The following is a 14,556-nucleotide window of genomic DNA, read 5'->3' as shown; positions in this document are numbered from 1 at the left end:
AGTGGGAGCTCTTCAGTGTTATCGGACGGGCTGGATCACCGCCCCGGCGCGATCAGCGCGAAATGCGCGCCCTGCGGGTCCTGGCACTGGATGATCCACTGGCCGCTCGGCACGTCCATCGGGCCCATGATGACCTTGCCGCCATTGTCGGTGACGCGCTTGGCGGCTGCATCGATCGCATCGACGTTGAAATAGAACTGCCAGAACGACACCGGGATCTGCGGCGGCTTGTTCATGATGCCGCCGCCGGATTCCGGTCCGGCCGAGAACGTCTGGTAGATGCCCATTTCGCCCATGTCGAATTGGCCGGCGCTCTGCCAGCCGAACTGGCTGGAATAGAAGTCGAAGGAGGCATTCCAGTCGCTCGTATAGAGTTCGTGCCAGCCGACATGGCCGAAAGTCGTTGCCGGCACCGGCGGCTGGTCGGGCTGGTTGGGCTGCAGGAACATGAAGGTGGCGCCTTGCGGATCGGCGACGACGGCGAAGCGGCCGACGCCCGGAATATCGTCCGGTGCGCGGTGGACGGCGCCGCCCGCCTGCTTCACCGCTTCGGTCGAGGCGTCGGCATCCCTGGAATGGATATAGCCGAGCCAGGTCGGCGGCATGCCCATCTTGGCCGGCTCTTCCGGCATGGTCATCAGGCCGCCGACGCCGCGCAGGCTTGAGTTCATCACGATATAGCGCGGCATGCCCGGCGTGCCTTCGAAAGGCTCGGCCTTCCAGCCGATGACGGCGGTGTAGAAAGCCTCGGCGGCGTCGAGGTCGGTGGTCATCAATTCGTACCAGAAGAAGGGGCATTGGGAATTCGGCATGGTCGGTCTCCTCACCGGTTCAGGCAGCGATCGCTGTTCGATCCATCCTAGGACGTTCTGGGCGGCAGGATTCCGACATGGGCCATAAATCGATGGCGGCAAGGCCGGCATTCTTGCGCGCTCGCCTGTTTTCGACTTTGCTTGCCGTCGACGAGGGGATTGCCGATTCATGCGCCAGATGTCGCTCACGCCAGAGCTTGTCGGTCTGTGCCACCGAGAGGAGGCGGATCCAGGTCCTAGCGGAGACTGGACACAGCTGAGCGACGACGATTTCCGGGCGCTGTCGCAGCGCCTTGCCGGCGAGGCCGACGCGGGGCCGCTCTGGGTGTTCGCTTATGGATCGCTGATCTGGAAACCGGCCTTCGAATCCGTCGAGCAGCGGCGCGCATCCACTTATGGCTGGCATCGGTCCTTCTGCCTCGACCTGATCCGCTGGAGAGGCAGCAAGGAGCAGCCCGGGCTGATGATGGCGCTCGAACGCGGCGGCCGCTGCGACGGCGTGGTCTACCGCCTGCCCGATGGCGACAAGCAAGCCCATATCGAGACGCTTCTGCGGCGCGAGATCGACGATCATGAGGCGGTCAGCTCGGTCAGATGGGTTCCCGTCCGCACGGCCCAGGGGCCGTTGCGTGCCTTGGGCTTCTGGGTCGGGGTGACAGGTCGGGGAACGTCGCTCGGGCAGCCTTTGGACAAGGTTGCAGGGATTCTGGCTCGCGCCTGCGGTCATGTCGGTTCCGGCGCCGAATATCTCTACAACACCGTCAGCCACCTCGAGACATTCGGCATTCACGACCGCAATCTGTGGCGGCTGCAGGAGCTGGTCGCTGACGAGATCAGGTCAATCCATGGCCACGGGGTCTCGAACAGCGAACCGGCAGCCGCGACAGTTGCAGGAAAAACATGAGTATGATTATCATGTTTTTATTCAGGTTTTTCAGCTACTTGGCCGAAAATTGACCAATTGATAAAAAAATAAAACGTGCTAGCCTTCCCCAAAACGACAACAAGGGGAACTGGAATGGCGACTGGTCATTTCATCGAAGGCATTGCCGGCGGCCGGCTGTCTTCCGAGCAATATGCCGACAATTTTTCCGACCTGCACCCGCCGCTTGATCATCACGAGGCGCTGGTCGAATCCGACCGCTGCTATTTCTGCTACGATGCGCCGTGCATGAATGCGTGCCCGACCTCGATCGACATTCCGCTGTTCATCCGCCAGATCGCCACCGGCAATCCGCTGGGCTCGGCCAAGACCATCTTCGACCAGAACATCCTTGGCGGCATGTGCGCCCGCGTCTGCCCAACCGAGACGCTGTGCGAAGAGGTCTGCGTGCGCGAAGTGGCGGAGGGCAAGCCGGTGCAGATCGGCCGGCTGCAGCGCTACGCCACCGATGTCGCGATGAGCGAGGACAAGCAGTTCTACCAACGCGCGGAAGCGACCGGAAAGAGCGTCGCCGTGGTCGGCGCCGGACCGGCAGGGCTGGCGGCGGCGCATCGTCTCGCCCGCCACGGCCATGAGGTCACGATCCTGGAGGCGCGGCCAAAGGCCGGCGGTCTCAACGAATACGGCATCGCCGCCTATAAGAGCGTCGACGACTTCGCCCAGGCGGAGGTCGACTATGTGACCGCGATCGGCGGCATCGACATCCAGAACGGCAAGGCGCTCGGCCGCGATTTCCAGCTCGCCGACCTGATCCGCAACTACGATGCCGTGTTCCTCGGCATGGGGCTGAGCGGCGTCAATGCGCTGCGCGCCGATGGTGAGCACGCCGACGGCGTCGCCAATGCCGTCGAGTTCATCGCCGAGCTCAGGCAGGCGAGCGATCTCTCCAGCCTGCCGGTCGGCCGGCGCGTCGTCGTCATCGGCGGCGGCATGACGGCGGTTGATGCCGCGGTGCAATCGAAGCTGCTCGGCGCCGAGGAGGTGACGATCTGCTACCGGCGCGGCCAGGAGGATATGAATGCCTCCGGCTTCGAACAGGATCTGGCGGCCGCCAACGGCGTCAGCATCCGCCACTGGCTGCAGCCAAGGCGCGTCGTTGCCGAGAACGGCAAGGTCGTGGCGATCGAGCTTGAATACACCGCCATGAAGGGCGACAAGCTCGCCGGCACCGGCGAAACGCTGCGGCTTGCCGCCGACCAGGTGTTCAAGGCGATCGGCCAGAGCTTTGTGCCGGCACATCTCAACGGCAGCGGCGAGGAGATCGCGCTCGAGGCCGGCCGCATCAAGGTCGATGGCGAAGGCCGCACGTCTCTGTCAAAAGTCTGGGCCGGCGGCGATTGCATCTTCGGCGGCGACGACCTGACGGTTTCGGCCGTCGCGCAAGGGCGCGACGCGGCCGAGAGCATCCACCGGGCACTGACCTCGAACGGGAGGGCATGAGCATGGCAGACATTCGCAACAATTTCGTCGGCATCAAATCGCCCAATCCGTTCTGGCTGGCCTCGGCGCCGCCGACCGACAAGGCCTATAATGTCGAGCGCGCCTTCAAGGCGGGCTGGGGCGGCGTGGTTTGGAAGACGCTGGGCGAAGAAGGCCCGCCGGTCGTCAACGTCAACGGCCCGCGCTACGGCGCGATCTGGGGCGCCGACCGCCGGCTGCTTGGCCTCAACAACATCGAGCTGATCACCGATCGTGACCTGCAGACCAATCTGCGCGAGATGAAGCAGGTCAAGATGAACTGGCCGGACCGGGCGCTGATCGCCTCGATCATGGTGCCTTGCGTGGAGGAAAGCTGGAAGGCGATCCTGCCGCTGGTCGAGGAGACCGGCGCCGACGGCATCGAGCTCAATTTCGGCTGCCCGCACGGCATGAGCGAGCGCGGCATGGGCTCGGCGGTCGGCCAGGTGCCGGAATACATCGAGATGGTGGTGCGCTGGTGCAAGCAGTATACGCGCATGCCCGTCATCACCAAGCTGACGCCCAACATCACCGATATCCGCAAGCCGGCGCGGGCGGCGCATGCCGGCGGCACCGATGCGGTGTCGCTGATCAACACCATCAACTCGATCACCGGCGTCGATCTCGACTCCTTCGCGCCGCAGCCGACCATCGACGGCAAGGGCTCGCATGGCGGCTATTGCGGCCCGGCGGTGAAGCCGATCGCCATGAACATGGTGGCCGAGATCGCGCGCGATCCCGAAACCCGCGGCCTGCCGATCTCCGGCATCGGCGGCATCACCACCTGGCGCGACGCCGCCGAATTCATGGCGCTCGGCGCCGGCAACGTGCAGGTCTGTACGGCGGCGATGACCTACGGCTTCAAGATCGTGCAGGAGATGATCGCCGGCCTGGAGAACTGGATGGACGAGAAGGGGCATGCCTCGCTCTCCGACATCATCGGCCGAGCCACGCCCAACGTCACCGACTGGCAGTATCTCAACCTCAACTATGTCGCCAAGGCGCATATCGATCAGGACGCCTGCATCAAATGCGGCCGCTGCCACATCGCCTGCGAGGACACCTCGCACCAGGCGATCACCAGCATGGTCAATGGCGCGAGGCATTTCGAGGTGATCGAGGCCGAATGCGTCGGCTGCAACCTGTGCGTCAATGTCTGCCCGGTCGAGGGCTGCATCACCATGGAGCCGCTGGCGGCCGGCGCGATGGACGAGCGTACCGGCAAGCCGGTGTCGCCGATCTACGCCAACTGGACGACGCATCCGAACAATCCGATGGCCAAGGTCGCGGCGGAGTAGGGTTATCTTCGCAGTTTTAGCTCAATCGCCCCGTGTATTCGCATGGGGCGATTTTGTTTGGCACGCGGCGCCTCGATTTGAGAAGTTCGCGCCGCCCCTCATCCGCCCTTCGGGCACCTTCTCCCCGTGAACGGGGAGAAGGCAAGCTGTGGCGCCCTCGGCGCTTTTCTTGCAACGCTGACGATTGGCGAAATCATAGGCGAAGGCGTCTTTCGCCCCGTTTACGGGGAGAAATGCCCGGCAGGGCAATGAGGGGCAGCGCCGACTCCTCACGAGAATGAACAACGAATTCCTTAGCTTTCCGTCCCTCCGCGAGCGCAACCCAATATCGCCATGGGCCGTATATGAATCTCCGCATTCTCTTATTGCAGATAAAAATTATCCAGGATAAAAGATATCCATGAATTGGAGATCGGCATCATGAAGCTGGGCGAGGGCGTCGAGGCGGCCATCCACTGTGCGGCCACGCTGGCGAGCGTCGACGGCAACAGCACGATGCCGGGCGCTGCGCTGGCGGAGTGCTTCGGGCTGTCGCCGAGCTATCTGCTCAAGCATCTCAACCAACTGACCGCGGCGCGCATTCTGGAATCGGTGCCGGGTCCGGCCGGCGGCTACCGGCTGGCGCGGCCGGCCGACCGCATCACGCTGCTCGATATCGTCCTGGCGGTCGAGGGCCGCGAGCCCGCCTTCCGCTGCGGCGAGATCCGCCGCAACGGTCCGGTCAAGGTCGATGCGTCGGCCTATGTCAAACCCTGCGGCATCAATGCCGCGATGCTGAAGGCCGAGCGCGCCTACCGGGCGGCGCTCGCCGAAGTGAAAGTGTCCGACGTCGTGGCGGAGTATGCGGCGGAAGGCGACCCGCGCGCCTTCGCGGCGAGCTGCGCTTTCGTCGAGCGCCACCAGCGGCCGCAGAAATCCGGTTCAACCAAGCAAACCTAACCCGCCAGACAGATGTGAAAGGAAAGACGATGAAACAGAGATTGCAGTTCTACGCCAAGGCGCCGGCGCTGATGAAAGCGGTGACCGAGCTCAACAATGCCGTCGAGGCGAGCGGGCTCGAGGCCAGCCTGATCCATCTGGTCAAGCTCAGGGCCTCGCAGATCAATGGCTGCTCCTACTGCGTCGACATGCACAGCCGCGAGGCCCGGCGCGACGGCGAGACCGAGCAGCGGCTCTATCTGGTCGCCGCCTGGAAGGAGTCGCCGCTGTTTTCCGAGCGCGAGCGTGCGGCGTTCGCCTGGACCGAGGCCGTGACCAACATTTCCGACAATGGCGTTCCGGACGATCTCTATGCCGGCACGCTGGAGCATTTTTCCGAGGAGGAGTTGGTCAAGCTGACCGTGCTGGTCGGCATGATCAACATGTGGAACCGCCTCGCCATACCCTTCCGTTCGGTCCATCCGGTCGAGAAGGCCAAGGCTGCCTAGAGCAACGAGGCGCGCGGACGAGAAATCCACGCGCCTGGCAGCTACGCGGCGAACCGCAACCCACCATCGCAGGTCAGCACCTGGCCGGTCATGAAGCCGTTGGTGACGAGGAAGGCGATGGCGTCGGCGACGTCCTCGGCGCGGCCGATGCGGCCGACCGGGGTCTTGCCGGCATATTCGGTGAAGACCGCTTGCCGCTGTCCGTCGGGCAGGAAATCCCACCAGGGCGTGTCGATGACGCCGGGCGCCACGACATTGACGCGCAGCGGCTTCAGCTCGATCGCCAGGATCGGCGCCACGGTCAACAGCATGCCGTTGATGGCGCCGATGCCGGCGACGCCGGGCGCGGCAATCTGCGCCGACACGGCCGAGATGAACGTCACCGAGCCATGCTTGTTCAGCGTCGGCAGGGCCGCCTGCAGGCAGGAGAGCTGCGGCTTGATTTTTTCGTCGATGCCGCTGCTGATGTCGGCGAGGTCGAGCGTCGCGAACGGTCCAAGGCCTTTGCCGCCGCTTGCCGCGAGAACCAGGTGATCGAACGGGCCGAGATTCGCGAAGAACTGGCGGACCTCGTCCGGTTTCGTGGCGTCGAAAGCGGCCTTGTCTGCGGTGCCGTCGAGGCTCTTCCAGGCGCTCTGAAGCTTCTCCTCGTTGCGACCGGTGATCGTCACTTTCATGGTGGGGCTAACCAGCCGCCTGGCCGTGGCAAGGCCGATGCCGGACGAGCCGCCGATGACGACGCAATGTTCGATGGTCATGACTATTGTTCCTTTGATTTTGCTGATGGCTGCCCGATCAGGTCGAGGCTCAATTGCCGCAACTGACGGCGGGCTTTCTGGTCATAGGCCTGCGCGTCGGCGCGCGATTCCCGCTGGCCGTCGAAATAGAGGCCGCTGCGCCCTTCGAGCACCGGCGATGCCGCGAGGTTGAGGATGGCGTCGGCGCCGGTCTCGATCGAACTCCATGGCGTCACGCCGGCCTGCCGGACCATGGTGGTGTCCATGTAGCTTGCCGGATGGAGCGCATTGACGGTGACGCCGGAGCCCTCGATCTGCTCGGCCAGGTCGATGGTGAACAGGATCTGCGCCAGCTTGCTCTGGCAATAGGCGCGCACGCCGCTATAGCCGCTGGTCAGCATGACGTCGGCGAAATCGATCGCCTGCTGGCCGGCCGAGGCGACGTTGACGATGCGCGCCGGCGCGCTGGCCTTGACGAGCGGCAAGAGTTCGGAGGTCAGCAGGAAGCCGGCGAGATAGTTGACGGCGAAGCGCAATTCGTAGCCGTCGGCGCTCACCTGCCGTTTCGCGCCCTGGCCGCCGGTGCCGACGCCGGCATTGTTGATCAATATGTCGAGCCGGCTGGTCTTCGCGCGGACGGCATCGGCAAGCCGCCGCACCTCGGCGAGCGATGAGAGGTCTGCGATCAGAAATTCGGCCTTGCCGCCTTCTGCCTCGATGGCGGCAACCGTCGCCTTGCCGCGGGTTTCATCGCGGCCATGCACCAGCACGCGGGCGCCGGCTGCGCCGAGCCTTTCGGCTACGACGCGGCCGACGCCGTCGGTCGAGCCGGTGACTAGAGCTGTTTTGTTCTTGAGATCCATGTTCAGAGCCTCCTTGTGCTCATCCGAACGCAAAGATGGGACAGGCCGCGCATCCCAAACAGTTCAAACTTTATCCTGGTATCGGTACTGCTATAGTAAGCGGATGGATGCCATCGCCCATTCCCCTGAAGATCATCGCCGGCGCGAGCTCGGCGCCTTCCTGCGCTCGCGCCGCGAGAAGCTCTCGCCTGATGTTGCCGGCATCGCCTGCGGCGCGCGGCGACGCACGCCGGGACTGCGGCGCGAGGAAGTAGCGATGATCGCCGGCGTCGGCACGACCTGGTACACTTGGCTGGAGCAGGGCAGGGATGTGCGGCCTTCGGTCGAAGTGCTTTCAGCACTCAGCGAAGCACTGAGGCTCGACGCCGCCGAGCGGCGGCATCTGTTCACGCTCGCCGGGCGCCAGCAACCCGAGCGGCGGCGCATCCTTGCGGGCAAGGTCGAAGGGCCCTTGCTGCACATGCTGCAGAGCCTGGTGCTGCAGCCCGCCTATGTCGTCGGCCCGCGCTGGGACGTGCTGGCCTGGAACGACGCGGCCGTGGCCATTTTCGGCGATTACGGTCTGCTGGAGGGCGACGCCCGCAACATCATCCATGGCGTGTTCACCGATCCGCACCGGCGGCATTTGCTGGTCGACTGGGAACAAGTGGCCCGCGCGACGCTCGCCGCGTTCCGCGCCGAGAGCGCGAAATATGTCGGCGATCCCGATTTCGAACGGCTGATCGCGCTGATGATGCGCTCCAGCCCGGAGTTCCGCGAATGGTGGCCGCAGCGCGACGTCGTGCATCGGCTGTCGGGCCTGAAGCATCTGCGGCACCCGATTGCCGGCGCGATGGCGTTCGAGCATATGAGCCTGTCGATCGACGATGGCTCGGACATGAAGCTGATCGTCTATACGCCGCTGGCGGAACAGAATTCGGTCGCGAAGCTCAAGAAGTTGCTTGAGGAGCTTCCCGGCGAACGGCGCAGCGCCTGAGGCTTCGTCATCCACGGGCGGAGCGGGAGCGAAGCGGACGCGGAGACCCGAGGATCCATTCCGTTACCTTGATTGTAGGCCGCAGCGGAGCAGAATTCTGCACCGTGGTAACGCCTTGAAGTCACGGAATGGATCCTCGGGTCTGCGCTGCGTCGCTACGCTTCTTGCTCCGCCCGTGGATGAAGAAGCGGAGGGGCTGTGGCCAATCCTCAGCGGCAGCAACTACCAAAAGACGAGACGCTAATCCTTCGGCTTCAATCCATCCAGAAACAACTGCTCCAAAAACCGCGCCGCATCCTCGAAGCGGCCGTCGCCGCCGCGGTCGGCGCCCAGCACTGCGCGCACCTGCACGTCGAAATCAGCATAGTGCTGCGTCGTCGCCCAGATCGAGAAGATCAGATGCCAGGGGTCGGTCTTGGCAATCTTGCCGGCGCGCATCCAGCCCTTGATGATGGTAGCCTTCTCGTCGACCAGCGTCTTCAGCTCGCCTTCCAACAGCGGCATGATGCGCGGCGCGCCTTGCAGGATCTCGTTGGCGAAGAGCCGGCTTTCGCGCGGAAAGTCGCGCGCCATTTCGAGCTTCCTGCGGATGTAGCTGCGGAGCTCGGTCAGCGGATCGCCGATGTCGTCCAGTTCCCGCAGCGGCGCAAGCCAGGTGTCGAGCAGGCGCTGCATCAAGGTCTCGTGAATGTCTTCCTTGCGCCGGAAGTAATAGAGGAGGTTGGGCTTCGACATGCCGGCGGCTTCGGCGATCTGGTCGATGGTCGAGCCGCGAAAACCGTTGGTGGAGAAGACTTCGAGCGCGGCTTCGAGGATCAGCTCGCGCTTTTCCTGCTGGATGCGGGTACGGCGGGGAGCGGAGCCTTCCATCGTGTCCGTCATCCTTGCGGGCTGTCGTGACGGGCTGTGTCTGGACCAATTGTCTGGACCAGTTTTTCCCTGAGCTGTGGAGCGCGCATTCGATGCCGCATTTCCGCTAGTAATCCCCTGACCGCCGGCTGGCGGCGCTAACGTTTGTCCAACCGGTCAAAATTTTGCGTAGCACGAAAACGCAGCAAAGACCAAGCGTTGGCCGCACCGAAACACGCTTACAAGGGGAAGTCCTGGTCATGTCCAACCGGCTGAAAGTTACGCCGAACGATCTCAGCGCATTCTGGATGCCGTTCACGGCAAACCGGCAGTTCAAGCAGGCGCCGCGCATGTTCGTGTCCGCCAAGGACATGCATTACACCACCAGCGACGGCCGCAAGGTGCTGGACGGCACGGCCGGACTGTGGTGCGTCAATGCCGGCCACTGCCGGCCGAAGATCACCGAGGCGATCCAGCAGCAGGCGGCGGAGCTCGACTACGCGCCGGCCTTCCAGATGGGCCATCCCATTGTGTTCGAGTTGGCGAACCGCCTGGTCGACATCGCGCCGAAGGGCATGGACCATGTATTCTTCACCAACTCCGGTTCGGAATCGGTCGACACCGCGTTGAAGATGGCGATCGCCTATCACCGCGCCCGCGGCGAGGGCGCGCGCACCCGGCTGATCGGCCGCGAGCGCGGCTATCACGGCGTCAATTTCGGTGGCATCTCGGTCGGCGGCATCGTCACCAACCGCAAGATGTTCGGCACGCTGCTCGGCGGCGTCGACCATCTGCCGCATACGCATCTGCCGGAGAAGAACGCGTTCTCGAGGGGCGTGCCGGAGCATGGCGCGGATCTCGCCAACGAACTCGAGCGCCTCGTCACGCTGCATGACGCCTCGACCATCGCGGCCGTCATCGTCGAGCCGGTCGCCGGCTCGACCGGCGTCATCCTGCCGCCGAAGGGCTATCTGCAGAAACTTCGGGAAATCTGCACGAAGCACGGCATATTGTTGATTTTCGATGAAGTGATCACCGGCTTCGGCCGCCTCGGCGCGCCGTTCGCGGCCGACTATTTCGGCGTCACGCCGGACATCATGACCACCGCCAAGGGCGTCTCCAACGGCGTCATCCCGATGGGCGCGGTGTTCGTCAAGAAGGAAATCCACGACGCCTTCATGACTGGCCCGGAGCACATGATCGAGTTCTTCCACGGCTACACCTATTCGGGCAATCCGATCGCCTGCGCCGCGGCGCTCGGCACGCTGGATACCTATAAGGAAGAGGGTCTTCTGACGCGCGGCGAGGAGCTGGCGCCCTACTGGGAAGATGCGCTGCATTCGCTGAAGGGCGAGCCGCATGTCATCGACATCCGCAACATCGGCCTGATCGGCGCGATCGAGCTGGCGCCGATCGCCGGCAGCCCGACCAAGCGGGCGTTCTCGGCCTTCGTCAAGGCGTTCGAGCGCGGCGCGCTGATCCGCACCACCGGCGACATCATCGCGCTGTCGCCGCCGCTGATCATCACCAAGGGCCAGATCAACGAGCTGATCGACCATGTTCGCGATGTGCTGAGGTCGATCGACTGATGACAGCGGATAAGGCGCGGCGCTCTAAGGTGCCGCGCCTTATCCTCACTTGTCGATGCTGACGGTGCCGGAGAGAGCTGCGCTAAGCAGGCTGCGCGCCGATGCCTGTCAGGATGACCCGCTTGATGTTCTCCTTGGCTTCCTGCCACTGTCGGTTGGACAGTGACTTGCCGCCATTGAGTGTCTCGATCTGGTGGCCGAAATCGGCATAGTGCTGGGTCGTGGCCCAGAGCATGTAGAGCAGATGCCGCGGGTCGACCGGGTCCATCTTGCCCTCTTCGATCCAGCGCCGGATGATCTCGACGCGGCCGTCGGTCCATTCGCGCAAAGTCGATTCCATATAGTCCTGAAGCACCGGCGCGCCGTGCATCACTTCGGAGGCCCAGACCTTCGAGCCGTCCGCATGGCGGCGCGATATTTCCATCTTGGCGTCGATATAGGCGCTGATGCCGTCCACCGGGCCGCGCGCCGCGTCGAAGCAGTTGGCCGCCTGCAGCCAGATCTCGAAGATGTTCTGGACGACGGAGCGGTAGAGCTCTTCCTTGGTGGCGAAATAATAGTGAAGGTTCGCCTTCGGCAGCCCTGCCAGGTCGGCGATCAGCTGCATGGTGGCGCCGCCAAACCCTGCTTCCGCGAACACTTTTTCGGCGGCCAGCAGGATGGCTTTTTCGTTCTCCCGTCGGATGTCCTGTCGCCGCATGGGACGGGTGGGTTCGGTCATGTCTCCCCCAAGATTCTCATTGACCGGTTGGTCAGGTTGTGTAGTCTGAAAGCTGACCATACGGTCAGGATGCAAACCACTCAAGAGGCGACAAGACCTCTGGTGAAAATGGGAACCGCAAATGGCCGCACCCGGCGAGAATCTGCGAATCAATTCAGATCGCTTGTGGGATTCCATCATGGAGATGGCGAAGATCGGCCCCGGCATTGCCGGCGGCAACAATCGCCAGACCGTGACAGACGAGGATGGTGAGGGCCGGCACCTTTTCAAGCGCTGGTGCGATGCCGCCGGGCTCGAAATGGGCGTCGACGAGATGGGCACCATGTTCGCCCGCCGCGAGGGCACTGATCCCAGCCTGCCGCCGGTCTATGTCGGCAGCCATCTCGACACGCAGCCGACCGGCGGCAAGTATGACGGGGTGCTCGGCGTACTGGGTGGCCTCGAGGTCGTGCGCTCGCTCAACGACCTCGGCATCAAGACGAAACATCCAATCGTCGTCACCAACTGGACGAACGAAGAGGGCGCGCGTTTCGCACCGGCGATGATGGCGTCTGGCGTCTTTGCCGGCGTGCTCGACCAGGCCGATGTCTATGAGCACACCGACAAGAATGGCAAGAAATTCGGCGAGGAGCTTGAACGTATCGGCTGGAAAGGCTCCGAGAAGGTCGGCGACCGAAAAATCCACGCCTTCTTCGAGCTGCATATCGAACAGGGGCCGATTCTCGAGGACGAAGGCATCGACATCGGCGTCGTCACCCACGGCCAGGGGCTGAAATGGCTGCAAGTGACGCTGACCGGCAAGGAAGCGCATACCGGCTCGACGCCGATGCCGAAGCGCCGCAATGCCGGGCTCGGCATGGCCCGCGTCATCGAACTGGTGCACGAGATCGCGATGGACTACCAGCCCGACGCGGTCGGCGCGGTCGGCCATATGGAAGTCTATCCCAACTCGCGCAACATCATTGCCGGCCGCACAGTCTTCACCATCGACATCCGCTCGCCGGAAAAGGAAGTGCTCGACGCCATGGATGGGCGCATCCGCGAGGGCATCGACACGATCTGCGATGCGCTCGACATCAAATACAAAATCGAGCAGGTCGGCCATTTCGACCCGGTCACCTTCGACAAGAATTGCGTCAAGGCGATCCGCGATGCCGCGGAGAGGCTGGGCTACACGCATCGCAACATCGTCTCCGGCGCCGGCCATGACGCCTGCTGGATCAACCGCGTCGCGCCGACCGCCATGGTGATGTGCCCGTGCGTTGATGGGTTGTCACACAACGAGGCCGAGGACATCACCAAGGAATGGGCGGCGGCCGGCGCCGACGTGCTGTTCCACGCGGTGGTGGAGACGGCGGGAATCGTCGAATGACCGACTAGACCTCGCAAACGCAGCTCGCAAAGAAGCGCGAAAGAACAGGGGAACAGACATGACCAAAGTCATCAAGAACGGCACTGTCGTCACAGCCGACCGTACCTGGAAGGCCGATGTGGTCTTCAGCCATGGCAAGATCATCGCCATAGGTTCGGACCTGCATGGCGACCACGAGTTCGACGCCACCGGCTGTTATGTGATGCCGGGTGGCATCGATCCGCACACCCATCTCGAAATGCCCTTCATGGGCACCTATTCGGCCGACGATTTCGAGTCCGGCACGCGCGCGGCATTGTCCGGCGGCACGACGATGGTGGTCGATTTCTGTCTGCCGGCGCCGCAGCAGTCGCTGCTGGAAGCCCTGCAGATGTGGGACAACAAGACCTCGAAGGCGGCCTGCGACTATTCCTTTCACATGGCGATCACCTGGTGGGGCAAGCAGGTGTTCGACGAGATGGCGATCGTGGTCGATCGGGGCATCACTTCGTTCAAGCACTTCATGGCCTACAAAGGCGCGCTGATGGTCGACGACGACGAGATGTATGCGTCGTTCCAGCGCTGCGCCGATCTCGGCGCGTTGCCTTTGGTGCATGCCGAAAATGGCGACGTGGTCGCAGCACTTTCGCAGAAGCTGCTCGCCGCCGGCAACAACGGTCCGGAAGGTCATGCCTATTCGCGTCCGCCGGAAGTGGAGGGCGAGGCGACGAATCGCGCCATCATGATTGCCGACATGGCCGGCGTGCCGCTCTATGTCGTGCACGTCTCGTGCGAGCAGAGCCACGAGGCGATCCGCCGCGCCCGCCAGAAGGGCATGCGGGTGTTCGGTGAGCCGCTGATCCAGCACCTGACGCTCGACGAGACCGAGTATTTCAACAAGGACTGGGACCATGCGGCGCGGCGCGTGATGAGCCCGCCCTTCCGCAGCAAGTGGCATCAGGATTCGCTGTGGGCCGGCCTGCAGGCGGGCTCGCTGCAGGTGGTCGCGACCGACCACTGCTCCTTCACCACCAAGCAGAAGCGCAACGGCGTTGGCGACTTCACCAAAATCCCGAACGGCACCGGCGGCCTCGAGGACCGCATGCCGGTGCTTTGGACCACCGGCGTCAACACCGGCCGGCTGACGATGAACGAGTTCGTCGCGGTGACGTCGACCAACATCGCAAAGATCCTCAACACCTATCCGAAGAAGGGCGCGATCGTCGAAGGCGCCGACGCCGACATCGTGGTCTGGGATCCGAAGCGCAAGAAGACCATCTCGGCCAAGAAACAGCAGTCGGTGATCGACTATAACGTCTTCGAAGGTTTCGAGGTGACCGGCCTGCCGCGCTTCGTTTTCTCGCGCGGCGAGCTGTCGATCGAGGAGGCGGACGTCAAGGCCAAGGTCGGCCATGGCGAGTTCGTTGCTCGCGAGCCGAACGCCGCGATCAACCGCGCGCTGTCGACCTGGAAGGAAATCTCCGCGCCGCGCAAGGTCGAGCGCACCGGCATTCCGGCAACGGGAGTTTGAG

The 14,556-nt window shown here is 63.7% G+C and carries 14 protein-coding genes; 9 read left to right on the top strand and 5 right to left on the bottom strand.

The window, feature by feature from the left end; genetic code table 11:
* Positions 1–35: 35 nt before the first annotated feature.
* Positions 36–812 carry a VOC family protein gene (locus FJ988_RS24940; RefSeq protein WP_140821011.1) on the bottom strand — a complete coding sequence of 259 codons (777 nt, stop codon included), beginning with the start codon at positions 810–812 and terminating at the stop codon, positions 36–38.
* A gap of 169 nt (positions 813–981) precedes the next feature.
* On the opposite strand from FJ988_RS24940, the gene FJ988_RS24935 reads away from it, so the two are divergent.
* The 5 genes from FJ988_RS24935 (at position 982) to FJ988_RS24910 (ending at position 5,938) form a co-directional block, all read left to right on the top strand.
* Positions 982–1,716: a gamma-glutamylcyclotransferase gene (locus FJ988_RS24935; RefSeq protein WP_140821010.1), complete on the top strand. Its 735-nt coding sequence runs from the start codon at positions 982–984 to the stop codon at positions 1,714–1,716.
* Between the two features lie 114 nt (positions 1,717–1,830).
* Positions 1,831–3,195, top strand: a complete 1,365-nt coding sequence (locus tag FJ988_RS24930) for an NAD(P)-dependent oxidoreductase (RefSeq protein WP_140821009.1) — start codon at positions 1,831–1,833, stop codon at positions 3,193–3,195.
* A gap of 2 nt (positions 3,196–3,197) precedes the next feature.
* Positions 3,198–4,511 (top strand): NAD-dependent dihydropyrimidine dehydrogenase subunit PreA, encoded by a 1,314-nt coding sequence (gene preA / locus FJ988_RS24925; protein WP_140821008.1) that lies wholly within the window; start codon positions 3,198–3,200, stop codon positions 4,509–4,511.
* 420 nt (positions 4,512–4,931) lie between these two features.
* Complete coding sequence (locus FJ988_RS24915) at positions 4,932–5,450, top strand: Rrf2 family transcriptional regulator (protein WP_140821006.1); 519 nt, start codon at positions 4,932–4,934, stop codon at positions 5,448–5,450.
* A 29-nt stretch (positions 5,451–5,479) separates the two neighbouring features.
* Positions 5,480–5,938: a carboxymuconolactone decarboxylase family protein gene (locus FJ988_RS24910; protein WP_140821005.1), complete on the top strand. Its 459-nt coding sequence runs from the start codon at positions 5,480–5,482 to the stop codon at positions 5,936–5,938.
* A gap of 41 nt (positions 5,939–5,979) precedes the next feature.
* Here the strand turns inward: FJ988_RS24910 and FJ988_RS24905 are convergent, their stop codons facing one another.
* Together FJ988_RS24905 and FJ988_RS24900 are read right to left on the bottom strand one after the other, a co-directional pair.
* Positions 5,980–6,696, bottom strand: coding sequence for an SDR family oxidoreductase (locus FJ988_RS24905; RefSeq protein WP_181183663.1), 717 nt, complete (start codon positions 6,694–6,696; stop codon positions 5,980–5,982).
* A gap of 2 nt (positions 6,697–6,698) precedes the next feature.
* Positions 6,699–7,538: an SDR family oxidoreductase gene (locus FJ988_RS24900; RefSeq protein WP_140821003.1), complete on the bottom strand. Its 840-nt coding sequence runs from the start codon at positions 7,536–7,538 to the stop codon at positions 6,699–6,701.
* 103 nt (positions 7,539–7,641) lie between these two features.
* On the opposite strand from FJ988_RS24900, the gene FJ988_RS24895 reads away from it, so the two are divergent.
* A complete protein-coding gene (locus FJ988_RS24895) occupies positions 7,642–8,514 on the top strand; it encodes a helix-turn-helix transcriptional regulator (protein WP_140821002.1) in 873 nt (290 codons plus the stop codon).
* A gap of 240 nt (positions 8,515–8,754) precedes the next feature.
* On the opposite strand, the gene FJ988_RS24890 is transcribed toward FJ988_RS24895, so the two are convergent.
* Positions 8,755–9,384 carry a TetR family transcriptional regulator C-terminal domain-containing protein gene (locus FJ988_RS24890; protein ID WP_140821088.1) on the bottom strand — a complete coding sequence of 210 codons (630 nt, stop codon included), beginning with the start codon at positions 9,382–9,384 and terminating at the stop codon, positions 8,755–8,757.
* Positions 9,385–9,623: 239 nt separating this feature from the next.
* Between FJ988_RS24890 and FJ988_RS24885 the strand changes: the two genes are divergently transcribed.
* Positions 9,624–10,952 (top strand): aspartate aminotransferase family protein, encoded by a 1,329-nt coding sequence (locus tag FJ988_RS24885; protein ID WP_140821001.1) that lies wholly within the window; start codon positions 9,624–9,626, stop codon positions 10,950–10,952.
* A gap of 82 nt (positions 10,953–11,034) precedes the next feature.
* Here FJ988_RS24885 and FJ988_RS24880 read toward each other — a convergent pair whose 3' ends face one another.
* Complete coding sequence (locus tag FJ988_RS24880; protein WP_140821000.1) at positions 11,035–11,673, bottom strand: TetR/AcrR family transcriptional regulator; 639 nt, start codon at positions 11,671–11,673, stop codon at positions 11,035–11,037.
* 121 nt (positions 11,674–11,794) lie between these two features.
* On the opposite strand from FJ988_RS24880, the gene FJ988_RS24875 reads away from it, so the two are divergent.
* Positions 11,795–13,045 (top strand): Zn-dependent hydrolase, encoded by a 1,251-nt coding sequence (locus FJ988_RS24875; RefSeq protein WP_140820999.1) that lies wholly within the window; start codon positions 11,795–11,797, stop codon positions 13,043–13,045.
* Positions 13,046–13,103: 58 nt separating this feature from the next.
* Positions 13,104–14,555, top strand: a complete 1,452-nt coding sequence (gene hydA, locus FJ988_RS24870) for a dihydropyrimidinase (protein WP_140820998.1) — start codon at positions 13,104–13,106, stop codon at positions 14,553–14,555.
* Position 14,556 lies beyond the last annotated feature (1 nt).

Origin of the sequence: Mesorhizobium sp. CU3, assembly GCF_006442965.1 — a bacterium.
Lineage (GTDB): Bacteria > Pseudomonadota > Alphaproteobacteria > Rhizobiales > Rhizobiaceae > Mesorhizobium.
Note: the sequence above shows the minus strand (reverse complement) of the source record. Positions and strands in the feature narration are given on the sequence as shown.

Excerpts from the sequence above, each read along its gene's own strand:
- FJ988_RS24940 (WP_140821011.1), bottom strand. The coding sequence starts at position 812 with ATGCCGAATTCCCAATGCCCCTTCTTCTGGTACGAATTGATGACCACC.
- FJ988_RS24935 (WP_140821010.1), top strand. The coding sequence starts at position 982 with ATGCGCCAGATGTCGCTCACGCCAGAGCTTGTCGGTCTGTGCCACCGA.
- FJ988_RS24930 (WP_140821009.1), top strand. The coding sequence starts at position 1,831 with ATGGCGACTGGTCATTTCATCGAAGGCATTGCCGGCGGCCGGCTGTCT.
- preA (WP_140821008.1), top strand. The coding sequence starts at position 3,198 with ATGGCAGACATTCGCAACAATTTCGTCGGCATCAAATCGCCCAATCCG.
- FJ988_RS24915 (WP_140821006.1), top strand. The coding sequence starts at position 4,932 with ATGAAGCTGGGCGAGGGCGTCGAGGCGGCCATCCACTGTGCGGCCACG.
- FJ988_RS24910 (WP_140821005.1), top strand. The coding sequence starts at position 5,480 with ATGAAACAGAGATTGCAGTTCTACGCCAAGGCGCCGGCGCTGATGAAA.
- FJ988_RS24905 (WP_181183663.1), bottom strand. The coding sequence starts at position 6,696 with ATGACCATCGAACATTGCGTCGTCATCGGCGGCTCGTCCGGCATCGGC.
- FJ988_RS24900 (WP_140821003.1), bottom strand. The coding sequence starts at position 7,538 with ATGGATCTCAAGAACAAAACAGCTCTAGTCACCGGCTCGACCGACGGC.
- FJ988_RS24895 (WP_140821002.1), top strand. The coding sequence starts at position 7,642 with ATGGATGCCATCGCCCATTCCCCTGAAGATCATCGCCGGCGCGAGCTC.
- FJ988_RS24890 (WP_140821088.1), bottom strand. The coding sequence starts at position 9,384 with ATGGAAGGCTCCGCTCCCCGCCGTACCCGCATCCAGCAGGAAAAGCGC.
- FJ988_RS24885 (WP_140821001.1), top strand. The coding sequence starts at position 9,624 with ATGTCCAACCGGCTGAAAGTTACGCCGAACGATCTCAGCGCATTCTGG.
- FJ988_RS24880 (WP_140821000.1), bottom strand. The coding sequence starts at position 11,673 with ATGACCGAACCCACCCGTCCCATGCGGCGACAGGACATCCGACGGGAG.
- FJ988_RS24875 (WP_140820999.1), top strand. The coding sequence starts at position 11,795 with ATGGCCGCACCCGGCGAGAATCTGCGAATCAATTCAGATCGCTTGTGG.
- hydA (WP_140820998.1), top strand. The coding sequence starts at position 13,104 with ATGACCAAAGTCATCAAGAACGGCACTGTCGTCACAGCCGACCGTACC.